The organism is Sporolactobacillus shoreicorticis (assembly GCF_024125445.1).
GTDB lineage: Bacteria > Bacillota > Bacilli > Bacillales > Sporolactobacillaceae > Sporolactobacillus > Sporolactobacillus shoreicorticis.
In genome coordinates, this window is sequence record NZ_JAMXWM010000024.1 from 53,288 (window position 1) to 70,619 (window position 17,332).

At 45.0% G+C, this 17,332-nt stretch carries 17 protein-coding genes, 1 pseudogene and 1 riboswitch; of the genes and pseudogenes, 13 read left to right on the forward strand and 5 right to left on the reverse strand.

Translation table 11 applies throughout. From position 1 onward, the window contains the following. Positions 1-148 precede the first annotated feature (148 nt). Entirely contained in the window at positions 149-325 is a 177-nt protein-coding gene (locus tag NIE88_RS16570) for a YvrJ family protein (RefSeq protein ID WP_253063824.1), read from the forward strand. Positions 326-1,660: 1,335 nt separating this feature from the next. On the opposite strand, the gene NIE88_RS16575 is transcribed toward NIE88_RS16570, so the two are convergent. The 4 genes from NIE88_RS16575 to NIE88_RS16590 are packed head-to-tail and all read right to left on the reverse strand — an operon-like array spanning position 1,661 to position 5,812. Then, positions 1,661-2,434, reverse strand: a complete 774-nt coding sequence (locus NIE88_RS16575; RefSeq protein ID WP_253063825.1) for a PHP domain-containing protein — start codon at positions 2,432-2,434, stop codon at positions 1,661-1,663. A 12-nt stretch (positions 2,435-2,446) separates the two neighbouring features. Continuing rightward, entirely contained in the window at positions 2,447-3,271 is an 825-nt protein-coding gene (locus tag NIE88_RS16580; protein ID WP_253063826.1) for an energy-coupling factor transporter transmembrane component T family protein, read from the reverse strand. Beyond that, complete coding sequence (locus NIE88_RS16585) at positions 3,238-4,959, reverse strand: ABC transporter ATP-binding protein (RefSeq protein WP_253063827.1); 1,722 nt, start codon at positions 4,957-4,959, stop codon at positions 3,238-3,240. The genes NIE88_RS16580 and NIE88_RS16585 overlap by 34 nt, the downstream gene beginning before the upstream one ends. Next, positions 4,952-5,812: a DUF8171 family membrane protein gene (locus NIE88_RS16590; protein WP_253063828.1), complete on the reverse strand. Its 861-nt coding sequence runs from the start codon at positions 5,810-5,812 to the stop codon at positions 4,952-4,954. The genes NIE88_RS16585 and NIE88_RS16590 overlap by 8 nt, the downstream gene beginning before the upstream one ends. A 179-nt stretch (positions 5,813-5,991) precedes the next feature. On the opposite strand from NIE88_RS16590, the gene NIE88_RS16595 reads away from it, so the two are divergent. The 10 genes and pseudogenes from NIE88_RS16595 (at position 5,992) to NIE88_RS16640 (ending at position 14,215) form a co-directional block, all read left to right on the forward strand. Next, positions 5,992-6,825: a MurR/RpiR family transcriptional regulator gene (locus NIE88_RS16595; RefSeq protein ID WP_253063830.1), complete on the forward strand. Its 834-nt coding sequence runs from the start codon at positions 5,992-5,994 to the stop codon at positions 6,823-6,825. Positions 6,826-6,966: 141 nt separating this feature from the next. Then, positions 6,967-7,272 carry a hypothetical protein gene (locus NIE88_RS16600; RefSeq protein ID WP_253063832.1) on the forward strand — a complete coding sequence of 102 codons (306 nt, stop codon included), beginning with the start codon at positions 6,967-6,969 and terminating at the stop codon, positions 7,270-7,272. 25 nt (positions 7,273-7,297) lie between these two features. Beyond that, a pseudogene (locus tag NIE88_RS16605) lies at positions 7,298-7,426 on the forward strand (helix-turn-helix transcriptional regulator); the annotation flags it as partial. Positions 7,427-7,489: 63 nt separating this feature from the next. Continuing rightward, positions 7,490-7,604: riboswitch (SAM riboswitch) on the forward strand. A gap of 121 nt (positions 7,605-7,725) precedes the next feature. Beyond that, entirely contained in the window at positions 7,726-8,847 is a 1,122-nt protein-coding gene (locus tag NIE88_RS16610; protein WP_253063833.1) for a PLP-dependent transferase, read from the forward strand. Then, entirely contained in the window at positions 8,840-10,030 is a 1,191-nt protein-coding gene (gene metC, locus NIE88_RS16615; RefSeq protein ID WP_253063834.1) for a cystathionine beta-lyase, read from the forward strand. The genes NIE88_RS16610 and metC overlap by 8 nt, the downstream gene beginning before the upstream one ends. Beyond that, positions 10,030-11,892 (forward strand): bifunctional homocysteine S-methyltransferase/methylenetetrahydrofolate reductase, encoded by a 1,863-nt coding sequence (locus NIE88_RS16620; RefSeq protein WP_253063835.1) that lies wholly within the window; start codon positions 10,030-10,032, stop codon positions 11,890-11,892. The genes metC and NIE88_RS16620 overlap by 1 nt, the downstream gene beginning before the upstream one ends. Before the next feature lie 282 nt (positions 11,893-12,174). Beyond that, on the forward strand, positions 12,175-12,420 hold the full coding sequence (locus NIE88_RS16625; RefSeq protein ID WP_253063848.1) for an ArsR/SmtB family transcription factor: 246 nt from the start codon (positions 12,175-12,177) through the stop codon (positions 12,418-12,420). A gap of 11 nt (positions 12,421-12,431) precedes the next feature. Further along, positions 12,432-12,647, forward strand: coding sequence for a hypothetical protein (locus tag NIE88_RS16630; RefSeq protein WP_253063836.1), 216 nt, complete (start codon positions 12,432-12,434; stop codon positions 12,645-12,647). 167 nt (positions 12,648-12,814) lie between these two features. Then, positions 12,815-13,114: a Dabb family protein gene (locus NIE88_RS16635; protein ID WP_253063837.1), complete on the forward strand. Its 300-nt coding sequence runs from the start codon at positions 12,815-12,817 to the stop codon at positions 13,112-13,114. A 207-nt stretch (positions 13,115-13,321) separates the two neighbouring features. Next, positions 13,322-14,215, forward strand: coding sequence for a DUF1002 domain-containing protein (locus NIE88_RS16640; protein WP_253063850.1), 894 nt, complete (start codon positions 13,322-13,324; stop codon positions 14,213-14,215). Positions 14,216-14,252: 37 nt separating this feature from the next. On the opposite strand, the gene NIE88_RS16645 is transcribed toward NIE88_RS16640, so the two are convergent. After that, a complete protein-coding gene (locus NIE88_RS16645) occupies positions 14,253-14,855 on the reverse strand; it encodes a DedA family protein (protein ID WP_253063838.1) in 603 nt (200 codons plus the stop codon). Between the two features lie 290 nt (positions 14,856-15,145). On the opposite strand from NIE88_RS16645, the gene NIE88_RS16650 reads away from it, so the two are divergent. Both NIE88_RS16650 and NIE88_RS22475 read left to right on the forward strand, forming a co-directional pair. Next, positions 15,146-15,877 (forward strand): DsbA family protein, encoded by a 732-nt coding sequence (locus NIE88_RS16650; RefSeq protein ID WP_253063839.1) that lies wholly within the window; start codon positions 15,146-15,148, stop codon positions 15,875-15,877. Between the two features lie 384 nt (positions 15,878-16,261). Then, on the forward strand, positions 16,262-17,233 hold the full coding sequence (locus NIE88_RS22475) for a peptidoglycan-binding protein (protein ID WP_290446554.1): 972 nt from the start codon (positions 16,262-16,264) through the stop codon (positions 17,231-17,233). Positions 17,234-17,332: the final 99 nt, after the last annotated feature.

The following is a 17,332-nucleotide window of genomic DNA, read 5'->3' on the forward strand; positions in this document are numbered from 1 at the left end:
AAATATTTGGAGGGTAAAATTAAACGTTTCCTATAGAAATTTATTGCAATATTCTTTTATAAACATGTACTTTCAATAAAACTGAATTTTGTTGGTGGTTTAATAATTACGAAAATATTTCTCTTAATATTAAAGAGGAGGAGATATTATGGATTTCAAAGATCTTCCAGTATGGGTAAATGTATTAGGGAATATAGGATTTCCTATAGTCATAACGAGTTACCTTTTACTGAGATTTGAAAAAAAGCTTGATCTATTATCAGATTCAATTTTGCAATTGAAAACCACTATAGATACGAGTAATAATAAGGTTGAGAAAAATTAGAATGAAATTGACTGATATTTGCGCGTTTTATGATTACTTTAGTAATAATTCAAGAAGAAAAATGTTTCAAACACGAAAAGGTTTATATTTTTCGTGTTTTTTTAATATACTAATCCCTTAGTTTTCAAAAATTATCGTATATTATTTTAGTGGACATGAAATTATTTCAAATCGAAACTTGTAGGCTGCCTCTTTGGGACACTTAAGTGAAAAAATGAAGGATAGGGTTGCCATAGATAGGAATAGACAGATCTGTACACTTCTACGTTTAGCCTCAGCTAACTTGTCCGTAATAGGGTGACTATATTTGGCTAAGTAAACTGAGTTAGGGAAACTACAATGAAAGTCAGTTTGTGGTTTAGAAACTGGCAACTTATCGTTAAAACTGTGGCCGTTATCCGGTTCGCGTATCAACTAATAAGATCTATGTGATACGAAAAAATGTCAATTCTGCAAAGCAACCATTATACATCTAATGGGATTACCTCTGGGACTGTCAAGAAAAGCAAATCAAGAAGAGAAAAAATTCAGCATCAAGACTTTACCCTTGCTACCTAGATTCCCGAAAAATTATACCATGGTTTCCCAAAAACAGCGCCAGTAAAGGATTTTTAGCTTAATGTCGTTTCCTTATTGGTATAATTATACAAGCTACTCTTAGTCGAAAAATCCCTTAAAATCAAGGATTATCATGACCATGGTATAAAAACACGGGAATGCAGGTTGCTAGGTTCTCAGAGAAAATGGATGCTCTCCCAAGATAGGGAAGGGGGAGCAGCACAGAAACCGATGTGGCTAACTGTTCTGCCTCCTGGCCTATTTTCTGGCAGAGCATTACGTATTTTTGGCACGAGCGGTCTATTCCGATGGCTGCCTTCAATGGCTGTATAATACTTCTGATGTTCTGATTTAGGGTTGTTTATTCGATGTGTCCCAATAGTGAAATGAAATCCTCAATCCTCATTCTTAGCGACATAAGGTGAAAATTGGTAAAAAAACTCACAGCAATCAAATTGCTGATCACGATTTTTATAAGTTGCTCTTTAGATTCTTTGTTAAAGACACGCTCGATCCCCCTCTTTTCTAATATTAAAACTTGCCCTCCTTCTTTAGTAAGAGTATATAGAATTAAATGAATATTTTCATTAAAACAGAAAAATTTCCCCAAGTTTTTAATGCTATATAGCACAGAATAATTCTGTCGAACGGTTGCTTTAATTGTATGGATTATTCCGAAGTGTCAATGAACAAAACAGAAAAACACTCCAGGGCATCAATTGAACCTAGAGTGTAATGGGATCACGTATCTTACGTCTATTAAATTTGGACCAATCGTCAATTTTGCACGGCTTTTTCTTTTTCCAGCAGCCGTTTCACTAGTTTCTTAATCAAGGTGGCTGATTTGACGCGCAATGCTAGATCATCGGATATATGGATCGCATATGTACCGTTTTCCACGGCCGCTTTAAGCTGGTCAATCGTCGCGCAGTCATCGCGCAACGTGTTGATCACCGTTCCGTACTGCATGAATTGGTGCGTGTCGCTGCCGCCGGTTACCGGCAGGCTAAGCGAGCGCGCGAACGGATAAACCTTATTTTGGTTCTCTTCGACGCCCAGCGTATACAGATCCTTGCCGTTCAGATCCAGAGCATCGAGTCGCTTGAGCTGCTGCGGTGTGTGTTGAGTCAAAGGGGTTGCCGGACGGAACGGATGCCCACCGATTTTCAGCACGTTATACTGCTCAGTTAGATCCATCAGCTCACTGAACGGCAGAAAATTGTCCTTGCTTAAATGATGCTTCAGCGTTTGAAACATGGAACGAAGGTTTTCGCGGCGGCTGATTAGTAGAATATGGCCGACCTCGCGAACATCGACTTCCATCCCCGGGAAAATCTTCAATCCGTCTGCCTCGTAATAGTCGTGAATGTAATCATAGTTTTCATCCAGATAGTTGTAGACCGTTTCAAGACTGGATGTATTGAAGTGCTCGGTAAGGGCGATGGCCTCAAGCCCGGCAAGCTTCGCCTCACGGATCATTTCTTTAAAATAGTCCGGGGAAAAATCGGACTTCTTTGCAACCTTGACATGGGTATGAAAATCAATATTCACATGCACAGCCTCCTAAAATGAAACATAATGACTTGAAATAAAAATCGAGATTAAATACAGAACAGAAATCAGCAAAAAGAAATAATCAGTTTTACCAATCCTCAGATTCGCCAGCTTCAGCTTCTTCACTGCCGGATTTCTAAATGCGTATTGACCGCCCTTGGTTTCCAGTGCTTCAACGGTTGTCCGCGCGCGCTTGGCCATGCTGAGCAGGAGCGGGTAAAAGGATTTGACCGCCAGCTTTATAAAATAGATCACTGTTCGAAAGTAGAAAAGACCATGTTTTTCGGGGCTTTTCCCACGCAGGCGGTAGGACATGAAAATGTGATTGTATTCTTCAAACAAGGTCGGCAGCATGCGATAGCCGTAGGAGATGCTGAACGATACCTGACCAGGCACGCCGATGCGAAGCAGCCCTTCGCCTAATCGCTCAGGGCTCATCGAGCAGAAGGCCGTGATGCTGGCGAGCGAAATCACCGATAATTTCATCGTCAAAACGAGAAGCGGGATAATGATTCCCAGATTTCCCCCGAAAAAAAGCGACGCGATCAGCAGATAACCGCTCTCCCCAAGCAATCCGAGGATCAGAATGAAAATAATCAACCGACTGACCTTAGTCATAATGGTCGTTCCAATCACAAACAACAGCATGCCGGCCAATATAAATCTGCTATGAATGAACCATGGCGCGATTCCGAAAAAGGCGTACCAGAGGAATAAGGTGCGCGGGTCCAGTTTTGCGATCAGCGTTCGGTCGTTGCCATAGGCTGTGTTGAGCAGCTCGATCTTAATCTGTTCAAAGCTTAATTTATCTGCGAAGCTTTTTGCAGCGGCCATTCTCCACGTGCCTCCTTAAATCGATTGATAAAGGAATCAACCGAATAATCAATCGGCTCGACATTCAATGCGAGACTAAGTGTAACGATCTGCGGCGGGACAAGTCCCGCTTTATCCATCAGCGCCGGATTTGAAAAGAGTTCTTCTTTATTGCCGTCAAAAATGATTTGTCCGTGATGAAGCACGATGACGCGCGTCGCCCATTCGCTGACGAGCTGCATGTCATGGGTGGCGATCATAACAAGGTCGATCTGCTCCTTTAATTTCAAGATAAATTGCGTCAGGTGTTTTCTCGTTGCCATATCAAGACTGGCCGTCGGTTCGTCAAGCAGGATGACCGACGGATTCATGGCGGCACCGATCGCAAGCGATGCGCGTCGCTGCTGGCCGCCGCTCATCAGCCGACTGTCTTTGTCCTGCAAGTCAACGAGATCAAACTGCTTCAGAATTTCATCGATTTTCGCTTCATAACCCTTAATTTTTCTTGCCCTTGGAAAAAAGGCAACATCTTTTTTTACGGAATCGTCAATAAACATCTGTTCAGGATTCTGATAGATATAAGCGACGTGATCGGCCATTTTCTCAGGCGCGCATGAAGCGACGGATTGTGAACGGACAGTGATGCTGCCGCTCTCCGGTTTTTTTACGCCGGTGATCAACCGGAGCAGAGTCGACTTGCCCGCGCCGTTGTTGCCGACAATCGCGACCTGCTCGCCTTTATTTAGTGAGAGATTGATATTTTTTAAAACCTGCGCGCGTTTCTTGTTCATCGATTTATAGGAAAAGCCGACCTGATCGAAGCGGATGACCGTTTCTTCCTGAGACCGATCCGGTTTCTGCCTTGGAACAGAGGGCATGCCACACGGAACTTTTTCTTTAAAAAAGGCAATTGCTTCGTTTAAGGTAATCGGGACGTTATCGGCGCCGAGCCGACTGGCGGCCTGAGCTGCCTGCGGCGGGTAAATAGCCAATTCTGTTAATAGCTCGACTTCAGACAGCGCTTCACGCGTCGATCGTTTCCAAAGGACAGATCCCTTGTTCAGCAGAAGAACCGTGCGGCAGTATTCAGCGATAAATTCGGTATGATGTTCAATCGAAATGATTGTTTTTCCGTACTGTTCATTCAACTTTTTCAAAACTTCATAGATTTCTTTAGCATGATAGGGATCCAGTTGTGCCGTCGGTTCGTCGATGACGATGATGTCCGGATTCATCGCCAGACCGCCGGCGAGTGCGAGCAAATGTTTTTGACCGCCGCTCAGCTGCCAGACAAATTCGTCTGCTAAATGAGCGAGTCCGACAAGTTCCAGCGCTCGTCGCCCACGCTGCAGGTAATCCTCCATGCCGAAATTAAGCGGAGCAAACGAAACATCCTCGAGGACGCGCGCTTGAACAAGCTGATTTTCAAAGTCCTGAAAGACATAGCCGACATGGCAGGAAAGATCGGCGACGCTGTTTTCCACTATATTTAATCCGCTTACGGTTACCGAGCCTTCGAAGTCTCCGGTATAGAAATGGGGAATCAACCCGTTAAACAGTTTGCACAAGGTTGATTTTCCGCTGCCGTTGCTGCCGATCACCGCAAGAAATTCACCTTTTTTAACGGATAGGTTCATTTTGTTTAAAACCGGATGCTCAGCACCCGGATATTGGAAGGTTACGTTTTCAACGTGAATGAGCTCATTCATTCGCCATACCGCGCTTTGCTTTGTTTTTTCCTGTAACAAGTACAATGATGGTGATCAGGGCAACGACAGCGGCCACAGCCAGACTGATCCAAATCGCCGTACTTCCAAAGTCTGCCTCCCATTCAAAGATGTCAATCCCTGCTTCAGACAGGAATTCAAAGCCCATTGCGGCAGCTGAAAGCAGGACACCGACGAGAATAAAGCGCGGTTTAAGAATGCCACTGATCGGATACTTGGTTTTGTTATCACACGGCTTCATGCCAAGCAGCGGCTCGATTTTCCCATACAAACGCGGGACAAGGTAGAGTGTCGGCAGGAGTGCGAACAGGATGCCCGAGAACAACACGTCATTCAGAAATGAGAAGCCCTCGATCGCGACTACACTTTGAGGAAGTCCTGAGACGGCTTCAAAATCCTCCACACCGATCCATACCTTGGCAATATCAGACACCATATTGAGGAATTGATGAATGACAACGCCTGTTACAGCAGCAATGCCGACCTGAACTCGGTTCTTGGGATTGTTGACGATGATTCCGGCAACATACATCGCCAAGGTAAAGATGACCAATTTTTCCATTTCACCGAAGCCGCTGAACTGACCGAGCATAATCTCCCCGAAAATAATTTCGCCGAAGGATGCGCCGATTGCAGCATAGAACGGGTGGAACAGGATGCATAGTGTCAAAGGAATAAATGCGAAGTACTCAATAGAGAAGTTTACAGGCCCGACATTTACTTCTGGTACAAGTTCGGTAATCATGTTGGATAATCCATATAAAGACATCGACAAGATAAAGACCATCATTTTCTGAGACTGGGTCAGCGTGTAGCGTTCTTTGATTTGCGTCATGGGTGTCCCTCCTGATTTAAGTTCTTCTGTAGTATAGAAAAACACTGTTAATGGGGCATGCAATCCGTGTGAATCTAATGTAAATAAATTATTATTTTCTATAATAATGTAATTTTATTTTCATAGCGCTGCGAAATCAGCACTACCGATGCTATGATGAAAGCAAAAAAGGTGAGCCTATGAGTCGCAGTCCAATTAATCACAGCCTGCTTTCGCCGACACAGCTGAAAATCGCCCAATGGCTGCAGCACAACGAATCAGCAGTTATGCTGCTGACTGAAAAAGAAATTGCCCAGGAATCCGGAGTGAGTATTGCCTCCGTGTCGCGGTTCTGGATGTTGATCGGCTTTAAAAATTTGAAAGATTACAAGCGGAAACTAAGAGAAGATCTCGAAATCACGCCGGCAAAAAAAATGATGAATACCATTGGTGATTTGGAACATACCAAACTGCAGATCCACCATTTGAACAAAAGTGTTCAGCTGCTGCAGGTCACACTGAATCATTTTAATCAGGCACAGTTTGAGCATGCAGCTGCTCTGATTCAGGAAGCGAAGAAACTGTATATTTATGCGCCGGGACCATCAATCGGTCTTGCCGAGCTGCTGAACTATCGGCTTGCCCGGTTTGGGGTGGCCGTTATTATTCTTCGCAAATGGGGGAGCGAGCTGATTGAGGACTTGATTCATATTGACAGCAAATGCACTGTGCTCATCTTTGCTTTTTCGCGAATATTGAAGGAGGGCGATGTACTGCTTGATTATGCACAGACGGCCGGCTACAAGACGATCGTCGTCACTGATCAGCCGGTGCTTCGGACGCATCGCGCTTTTGATGCGCTTTTATTTGCAAGCCGCGGCGAACGGGATGAATTTCATTCAATGATTGCAGCAACCTATCTTATTGAAAATCTGATTCTGGCGCTTGGCGAACGGCAAAAAGAAGCTGATTTGGCGCGGCTACATCAATTAAGTGCGTTGAGAAAAAAGTATAAAGAAGATTTACCAAGATGAAAATGTAAAAACGATCTGACACATCAGGAGAGCATTTTTATAATTATGCCAAAAGTATTTTACATAAGTTGAATTTCATAAGAAGCTCACTGCTCGAATGGAGCGTCTACGCTTTTCTCGAACTTATGCTATTTTTCGTGATTGATTGGCTGGCTAACCGGAGAAGAACGTGCCTTTTCAGGGAGACATCAAGATGAGCGGAAACAGATAATTAAACAGAAATTAATGGTCAGCAGCTGGCTGGTGTTTCCAATGCTTTTTGCTGCTAATTTCGTGCGGGATTATTTCCATCTTGGCCCGGGTTTAATGTTGCCTTTGAGGTATCTGGAAGGTTTTTATTTAGTTTGGGCGCTGATCAGCTTTTTTCCCATACAACAGTTGGAAAATGAGAATCTGAGGTTGGGAATAAGGCATAGTGAAAAATCACGTACCTGCGAAGCACGTTAAAGGTTTCACAGGATGATTTCGAAAAAAATGTTGTGTATCCAGGCAGACAATTAACACGATCGAAAATAATAAATATGACTTAGCACTGAAACTTGCGTTTAAATTGGCTGCGGTGCCGGAAACTACAGTAGACGAATTTTTTCGCAATGACTAAGGACTTGAAAAAATAGGCGTACTAGTGTACACTACTACTCAACAACTAAATGAGACATTTTGATTCTTATCAAGAGAAGCCGAGGGACTGGCCCGATGACGCTTCAGCAACCGTCGCTGATTACGGACGCGACAAGGTGCTAATTCCAGCAGGCTGTGTGCGGCCTGAGGGATAAGAAGAAATCGGCAGACCAAGCCTTCTTCTTATTGCGAAGAAGGCTTTTTATTTACCAATTTTTTGACTCAGAATCCATCTGGTGAAACGATTGATTGAATTTGTTTTGAAGGGAGAACGGCAACATGACGTCCTATAAGACGGAGACTAAATTAACACAAATCGGCAACGGTTTTGACGATCTGGGTGCGGTCAACGCGCCAATCTATTTATCTACTGCCTATAAACACGAAGGAATCGGCATTTCGAAAGGCTTTGACTATACTCGCACGGGCAATCCGACACGCTCAATTCTCGAAAAGGCGATTGCCGATATTGAAGGCGGTCAGGAGGGGTTTGCCTGCAGCTCGGGAATGAGCGCGATTCAACTCGTTTTTTCATTATTCAGTTCGGGAGATCATATTATTGCTTCAAGGGACCTGTACGGCGGGACCTTCCGTCTTTTTGAGATTCTCGGTCAGCAGTACCATCTCTCGTTCTCTTATTGGGACGGTGAAAATACGGATGAATTGGCTGCGCTTGTCTGTCCGGAAACAAAAGCGATTTTTATTGAAACACCGACAAATCCGTTGATGCACGAGGTTGACCTGTCGGCCATTGCGAAGATCACCAGACAGAGCGAACTGCTGCTCATCGTTGACAATACCTTTTATACGCCGATTCTGCAGCAGCCAATCAAGCAGGGAGCAGATATTGTGGTGCACAGCGCAACCAAATATTTAGCCGGACATAATGATGTGCTGGCCGGTCTTGTCATCTCAAACCGGACAAAAGTAACAGAAAAACTGCGACTCTATCATAATTCATGCGGTGCGGTTCTTGGTCCATTTGATTCGTGGCTCGTTATCCGCGGTTTAAAAACGCTTGCCCTGCGCATGCGCCGCCATCAGGAGAATGCATGCAAAATTGTTTCCTATCTTGAAAACCAGCCATTTGTTACGGATGTACTTTATCCGGGCAAGGGCGGCATGGTCAGCTTCGAATTGCAGTCACCGAAACAGGTTGAACCGTTCCTGACCGCGCTTCGTCTGATTACCTTTGCCGAAAGCCTCGGCGGTGTGGAAAGCCTGATCACATATCCGACAACGCAGACGCATGCGGATATTCCCGAAGAATTGCGCCTGAAATACGGGTTGTCCAACTCGCTGCTCCGCTTGTCGACGGGCATTGAGCATCCGGATGATTTGATCGACGATCTTGATCAGGCCTTTCAAATTTTAAAGACAGGAGTGAGCGCGCATGAGTAAATCGATTCATTTTTCTACCAAACTGATAAAGGAAACGGTTGCTGTCGATCCGCAAACAGGGGCGGCTAATGTTCCCGTTTATTTATCATCAACCTTTCACCAAAAGAACTTTGATCAGTACGGTAAATATGACTATACACGTTCCGGTAATCCGACCCGGGAGGCCCTTGAGGATGCGATTGCGTCCTTGGAAGGAGGTGCTCGCGGCTTTGCATTTGCTTCGGGAATGGCTGCGATTTCTGCGGCGTTTTTACTTCTTTCTGCAGGCGATCACGCTGTTGTCCCAAAGAATGTGTACGGAGGAACGTTTCGGATTCTGACACAAGTGCTCGGTCGTTTCGGAATTGATCACACTTTTGTCGACACGACGAACCTTGCCGAAGTTGAGCGGGCGGTTCGTCCGAATACAAAAGTGATTTACGTGGAAACACCGTCGAATCCGACGCTGGCCGTGACGGATATCCGCGCCATTGCAGCCGTTGCAAAAGCGCATCGATGTTTGACGTTCGTCGATAACACCTTCATGACTCCGGTATTCCAGCGACCGCTCGAACTTGGAGCGGATCTTGTTCTGCACAGCGCGACGAAATTCATTTCCGGACACAGCGATGTTGTCGCAGGTCTTGCCGTTGCACGTACGGAAGAGCTGGCAGACAAAATCTACTTTCTCCAAAACGCGCTGGGTGCTGTTCTTGGCGTTCAGGATTCCTGGCTGCTGCTCAGAGGACTGAAAACGCTTGATGTCCGCATTCGCAAATCGGCTGCTTCCGCGCAGCGTGTCGCCGAATTTTTCACGGAACAAGTGGAGGCCCGCAACGTATTTTATCCCGGCCTCCCCAATCATCCCGGAGCCGAACTTCATGCGAAGCAGTCGACCTCAGGCGGGGCGGTACTGTCGTTTGAATTGGAGAACGAGGCGGCAGCACGTGCCTTTGTCAATCATGTGAAGCTGCCCGTGTTCGCAGTCAGTCTCGGTGCGGTCGAATCGATTCTCTCATATCCGCCGAAAATGTCCCATGCTGAGTTAAATGAGGGAGAACGCGAGGAAGCAGGCATCGGAAGTGGCCTTTTACGTTTATCGGTTGGTCTTGAGGATGCTGAAGACCTCATTGGCGATTTCAGTCATGCGCTCGATTATGTGCGAAATCAAGTGAAGGTGACGGCAAGGAGCGTCGATTATTAATGAAGCAATCAATCCGTGATGCATTAAAAAAAAGGATATTGATCGGTGACGGCGCGATGGGCACGTTGCTTTATTCATACGGCATTGACCGATGTTTTGAGGAACTCAATGTGTCTCAGGCCGAAGAAGTGAAACATGTTCATGAAGCATATATTAATGCAGGTGCTGATGTCATCCAGACGAATACCTACGGAGCCAATCGGATCAAGCTCGATCGGTATGGGCTGAAGCATGAAGTTGCAGCCTTTAACCGTGCGGCGGTACGGCTGGCCAAGGAAGCGGCAAAGCCGCAAACGTATGTGTTCGGTACGATCGGCGGTATTCGCGGCTTTCAGAAACAATCGCTGGAGCTGGCCGATATTTGCGCCGGGTTCAGCGAACAAGCGGAAGCTTTGCTTGACGAAGGGGTCGACGGACTTTTACTTGAAACCTACTACGACTTTGATGAACTGCGCGAAGTACTGCAGATTGCGCGCAAAATGACGGATCGGCCAATTATTGCTCATGTGTCCATGCAGGAGCCGGGCGTACTCTTAAATGGCATGGTGCTTTCAGACGCGTTACGGGAACTGGAGGCGCTCGGTGCCGATATTGTGGGGACGAACTGCAGGCTGGGTCCGTTCCATATGATTGAAGCGCTTCGCGGCATTCCCCTTCCAAAAAAGGCGTTTCTGTCTGCCTATCCGAACAGCAGCCTTCCGGATTATCGTGAAGGCAAGCTGCATTATGAAAATGAGCCGGAGTATTTCAAAAAATACGCAGCCGACTTCCGCAATGAAGGCGTGCGGCTGCTTGGCGGCTGCTGCGGCACAACGCCGATCCAGATCCAAGCGTTTAAACAAGGCATTGCAGAGCTTGAACCTCTGGAGTCCAAATTTGTTGCAGCGCAGCCTGAAATTATCCGGGTGAGCGACCATGATGCGCTTCCGGACTCGCCGCTCTATAAAAAGGTCGTGAGCGGCCGGTCAATATTCGTCGAATTTGATACGCCGCGTCACTTAAATACCGATCGCTTTTTCAAGGGAGTCAAGGCACTTGAAGAGGCAGGAGCGGATGCAATTACCATGGCTGACAACTCGCTCGCTTCGCCGCGCATCAGCAACGCTGCGATTGGCAAATTGATCAAAGAAAAGTTTCATGTTCCTCCGCTTGTACACCTTACCTGTCGTGATCGGAATCTGATCGGTTTGCAGTCGCATCTGCTCGGCTTGCACGTGCTCGGTCTCCATGATCTATTGGTTGTTACCGGTGATCCGACGAAAATCGGCGACTTCCCCGGAGCGACATCCGTATATGATGTATCGTCAATGGAACTGATCAAACTAGTCAAGCAGTTTAATCGCGGGATCTCCTATTCGGGGAAAAGTCTGAAGCAGCCGACCCATTTCCGGGTGGCGGCCGCCTTTAATCCAAATGTGCGCAATCTGGATCGTGCTGTTCAGCGACTCGAACGTAAAGCAGAATGCGGCGCCGACTACTTTATTTCCCAACCGGTGTTCGATAAAGAGCGGATCATTGAGATTAGTGAGGCCGCACGTAGTGTCTCTGAGCCGATCTACATTGGGATTATGCCGCTGACCTCCAGTCGAAATGCCGAATTTCTTCACAATGAAGTGCCAGGAATCCGGCTGCCGGATGATGTTCGTGCCCGAATGGCGGCCGCTCACGGAAAAGAAGAGGCGCGCCGTGTAGGTCTGGACATTTGCCGCGAATTGATTGATACGGCAATGGATTATTTCAGAGGTATTTATTTGATCACACCGCTGACCCACTACTCAATGACCGTCGAATTGGTTCAATATATTAAGGGAAAAGAACGGAAACGAGCGCTGCAGGGCAAGGGCGCGCGCGTGATTCTTTGAAATATACTGCTAAGATACTTAAATGGATGAAACTGTGATGCAGTGAGAAGATGATTCCTATACTGAATAGGAGTCATCTTTTTTTATTTTACTGATGATTATAGGAACCTGTTCAATGATTTCTTTTGAACTTCATTCCTTTTATTTTGGGGTATCGTTTTTTTATTTTTTGGATCATTAACATGTTTTGTTTTTTATTCATATGTCATATAATTATGTCATATGAAAAACATAGACACTATTGATCAATTAGTATCCGTTTCTAAGGCTTTTTCGAACCCAATGCGAATAAAAATACTTATCGAGTTGTCAGAGGGAGCATGCTATGTCAGCAAGCTTGCACGGAAGTTAACGATTGGAAGAGCTTTGCTGTATCTGCATTTAAACAAATTAGAGGAGGCGCAGCTAGTAAGAAGCGATTTGAAATTTTCTTCAGATGGAAAAGCGCTTAAATATTATTATGTCAACCCGTTTAATATTGTAATTGACAATGAACGCTTAATTAAGCTCTCTTCAAAAAATAGTTAGGGATGATCTGGATGTATGTAACAATTGTGACAATTATTATACCGTTTATTCTTCTTGTAATTCTTGCGGGGATTGTAGCAGCAATAGTCGTTCTGCTAAAAGTAATAAAGCGCTATTTTAAGAATAGCAAGCTTGCTGAAGAAAGATTGAAACTCGAAAACAGAGAAATAGACGCTATAAAAAGGAGACTGGAAAAGATTGAAGGGGTACTTGAAGAAGTTGAATGATGAGAGCAGACAGGGCTTAAAAAAATAAATATTTTAGTAAAGAACAACAGGATCATAAAAAAAATCATTCATGTATGTGAAGATCTTCAAAAGAAACATGTACCAATAAAAAGATGCTATCATAGGAACAGACAAGATTTGAGAATATGCTGAAAAGAGGGTTATTGATGGTTGAACACATTGTACTTTTTAAATTCAATAACGAAACAACCGAAGCACAAAAAAAGGAAGGTGCACGCAGACTGTGCGAATTAAAGGATAAACTGCCGGGTATTGTTGATATTCGGGCCGGACAGAATTACTCGACACGCGGAAAGGGTTATTCGATGGCGCTGACTACGCGTTTTCGTTCCAAGAAAGACCATGAGTTCTATAAACCGTCGCCGGAGCATCAGGCCTGTGTTTCCTACTTAAAAGAAGTTGGGCTCGTGGATTCTCTTGCGATTGATTTCGAAATTGCGGAATAAGTGAACCTTTGCCTTTAAATCGAATTTGAGCCTGAAAGAAGTAGATAAGACTTGTTTCGGGCTTGATTTTTTCGGGTCATGAGGCTGTCGATCCGCAGCTTAAGTCGGCACATTTGCGTTGTGCGACGTTCAAATAGAATCTAAGATAAAATCTTTTGGGAGCGAACTGCGACGTTCTCGTATCCCGGAAAGGAACACATGATGAGAATAAAAAAAATGAGTATGCTTGTCTTTGCAGCTATTCTCGCAGTGTCAATTTTCACACCGGCGAAGGCATCAGCAGATGCCGCGCCTGGTGACGTCGTGGTGACTTTGGGTGCCAATTTAACACCGGATCAGAAACAGTCGATTTTGAATGAGATGGGTGTGAATGCTGACTCTGCTCAGATCATTACGGTCAGCAACAGCGAAGAACATAAATATCTTGATAAATATCTGTCTTCGGCACAAATCGGCACCCGTGCAATCAGTTCGTCGAAGATTACGATTGGAAAATCAGGTTCCGGATTGACCGCGAGCACGCATAACATTACCTATGTATCTAAAGACATGTACATTAATGCGCTTGCAACTGCTGGTGTGAAGGATGCCGATGTTTATGTGACGGCACCGTTTCCGGTGTCAGGAACCGCGGCGCTGACCGGTCTGATCAAAGCATACGAAGCCAAGACAGGTGAAGTGATCCCTGAGGCGAAAAAACAGGTCGCTAATGAAGAAGTCGTCACAACGGCTGAACTGGCGAACCAGAACGGTGTCGGCAAACAGAAGGCTGCCGATCTCGTCACAGCTATTAAAGATAATCTTGCTAAGAACAAACCACAATCGCGAGCAGATGTCGAACAGGCGGTACGCGACTCAGCGAATCAGGTAAATGTGAAGCTGAGCGATGCCGATATCCAAAAGCTTGTGGATCTTTTCGATAAAATGCGCACCCTGCACATCGATTGGGGTCAGGTTGGAAGTCAGATGCAGCAGCTCAAGGATAAAGTCAGTCAGCTTGCAAATTCCAGCGAAACCAAAGGATTTTTAGCGAAGGTTTTTCAAGCGATCGGCAATTTCTTTTCCGCTATTTTCAATGCGATTGCTTCTCTGTTTCAATAATTAAACGTGCGGAATAAGCGGCCCTTAAAAGGGCCGTTTATTTTTTCTTTCTAAATTGTATGATCGTAATAATGATAAATCCGATGAATAAAACGACGCCCACAAGAATAAAGTGAAACAAGCCTAAACCAAGAAAGCGGTGAATCTGGTTGCCCATGAAGTAACCGAGCATGAGAAAAAGAGACGACCAAATGAGTGCTCCAAGCACGGCTGCGGGAAGGTATGATGCAAAACGCGCACGGCTGAGGCCGGCTAAATAAGGATTGATCTGACGGATGCCGGGAATAAAATAACCGGCAATAATAGCAAGAACCGTATGACGCTGGAATCGCTCCTGAGCAATTTTCCACCGCTTCGGAGTTAAACCGATATATTTTCCGTACCGCATCATAAATGGTTCTCCAATATAATAACCGATGAGGTAGGCACTGACCATTCCAGAGGAGGAGCCGAGAACAGCCATGAGAATGCAGAGTGTGAGGCTGAGCTGGTAATCGGTGCCGGAAATCTGAGAAAGCGTCACGCCGACAAAAAGCAGAAATGATTCTTCTGCAGCGGGAATGCCAATCAACCCGCAGAACAGAAAAAGAAAAACAAAGAAATATCCGTATGTATAAAATAATGTTTGAATATGTTCCATAATGTGTCCCCGCTTAATGATCTAAAGTCACTGATGACACGTTTCATCAACAGCATGGTCAACACCTTCAATTATTATAGCAACTTTTAATACTCTCAATGGTTTCAAGTTGGGAGTTTGGGAAATAAATAAAACTGATTGCTGGCTGAATGGACAGGCAACCTGTTATTATAAAGTATCGAAGGCGCCGCCATCTGAATGACGGCAGACTGCCAATAACCAGAATTTAAATTGAAGATACATATGCATCCGCAGACATCGGGTGAATAGGACTAATGAGAGGTGAGACAATGTCGGAAACGAAGCATTCCTCAAAAGGGACAAATGATCCAAAGAAAGGCCGAATTGTCATTTTCAGTTCGATCATCGTGATCGTTCTGGTCGCAGCAATTGCGATTATGGTCTACAGTAATCTGAACCACAAAGAGACGAAACCGAAAAAACAACCGACGCACCGTACGGAACAGACGACGCGTATTGATTATCAAGGTCAGCCGTTTATCGGCAGCAGCAAGGCTCCTGTAAAAGTGGCGGTATTTTCGGATTATCGATGTCCTTATTGCAAGCAATTCGAGGAAACGGTGGTTCCTAAGCTCGAAAAAGAGTATATAAATACGGGAAAAATCAGTTTGTACTTTTTTAATGATACGGTGCTCGGCCCTGGGTCCGTTTTAGCTGCGAATGCTTCTGAGGAAGTGTATCATCAGAACCCGAAAGCATTCTGGGCATTCCATAAGGCGGTTTTTGCCGCGCAAAAGGACGAAAAGGAGCAATGGGTAACAAAGAAACTGCTCACCGACATTGCTAAGAAGACGGTTCCATCCATAGATTTAAAGGCATTTGAGAATGCTTTAAATACCAAATCGCGACAGGATGATGTGAACAAAGATGAATCGATTGCCGAATCGGTAGGCGTGCCCGGAACTCCGGCCATTTTTGTGGGCGACAAGATGCTTGAAGACGGACTGAATTATGACCTTTTGAAACAATCAATCAACAGCGCACTGAAAGGCAGCAAATAATTAATTATAAAAGGAACCTGAGAAACGATGACCCGTTTCTCAGGTTTTTTTTGGAGCCTTGCTGTTGACGTGAAATATTGAAGCAAAGCACTCAATAAAGATGTTAGATCGAGAAGGCGAAAGTTTAAACCTGGCTATTGACCTGTAACGAACTCTGAAAATCGTAGCAAATCACCAAAAACTGCAAAGGAAATACTTCACAATTCGTCATACGGTATCGATTTGCACGGATTGATTCTTATGCTCTGATCTTTTCTATTCTGTGTGCCTTCCTTAGCATGCTGAAACGCGCAAATAGCCAGTCCTGTCATCTAAATGTAAAGTATGTTCTTCTGATCCTGTTCATAGTAGTAAAGAAGAGGTCAAAGATGGGAGGAGACATCAATGTATTATACCGGGACCGCACTTGCTAAAAGCGCTGCTGTGGCGGCAACCTTTACATCCACATTCATAATCCTGCCGCCGTTTGCAGCTGCGCACTTAAACAATGACACCGTCCTCACAAAAGGAATGCACAGCGATGAAATCAAAACGATACAATCGATTTTAAAAACGACAGGTGAATATCCACTGACTAAAACGAACGGATACTTTGGATCGACTATGGAAAAGGCAGTGGAGCAGTTTCAGAAGAATAATAATTTGAAAGTCGACGGTGTGGTCGGGGTTCAGACGAAAGCAGCACTTATTGCGTATATTAATAAGAACATGGATCTATTATCGAGAGGCTCGAAAGGCAATGAAGTCGCCTATCTTCAACAGATGCTAAAAGCAATCGGATTCAAAGAACTGCCCGTTGATGGTTATTTTGGCGAGAAAACGGAGCATGCTGTGCTCACACTGCAAAGGGCAAAAAAAATTAATATTGACGGCATTGTTGGACCGGAAACATGGGGAAGCATTGAGAAACTACTTCGCAACCCACAGCCACTGCCAAAAACGGTTAAAACAGCACCTGTGAAAACGGAAAACGCGCAGCAACCGGAAAAGGTGCAAAGTAAGGCGATACAGGCACCAAAGGTTAAGAAGACACGCGTGATTCGAAAGTCAGAAACAGTTGCTGCAGTTAAGGAATTTTATGCAAACAGCACCGCTTACACAGCACGCTGCACGGGCTGCTCCGGAACAACAGCGACAGGAATCAACCTGCTGCAAAATCCGAACGCCAAGGTAATTGCTGTTGATCCGTCGGTTATTCCTCTTGGAACAAAGCTCTACGTGGAAGGCTATGGATACGCCGTTGCCGGAGATACCGGCGGAGCAATTAAAGGAAGAAAAATTGACGTGTTTTTCAACGACAATTCATCAGCTCTGCAATGGGGGCGCCGCACAGTCAAAGTCAAAATCCTTGAGTGACGATCAGATACAATGGAAAGACAAAGACGTTGCCCGCTAATGGGTGACGTCTTTGTTGCTTTTAACAGATGTTTAGAAAAAAACATTGGAATATAATAC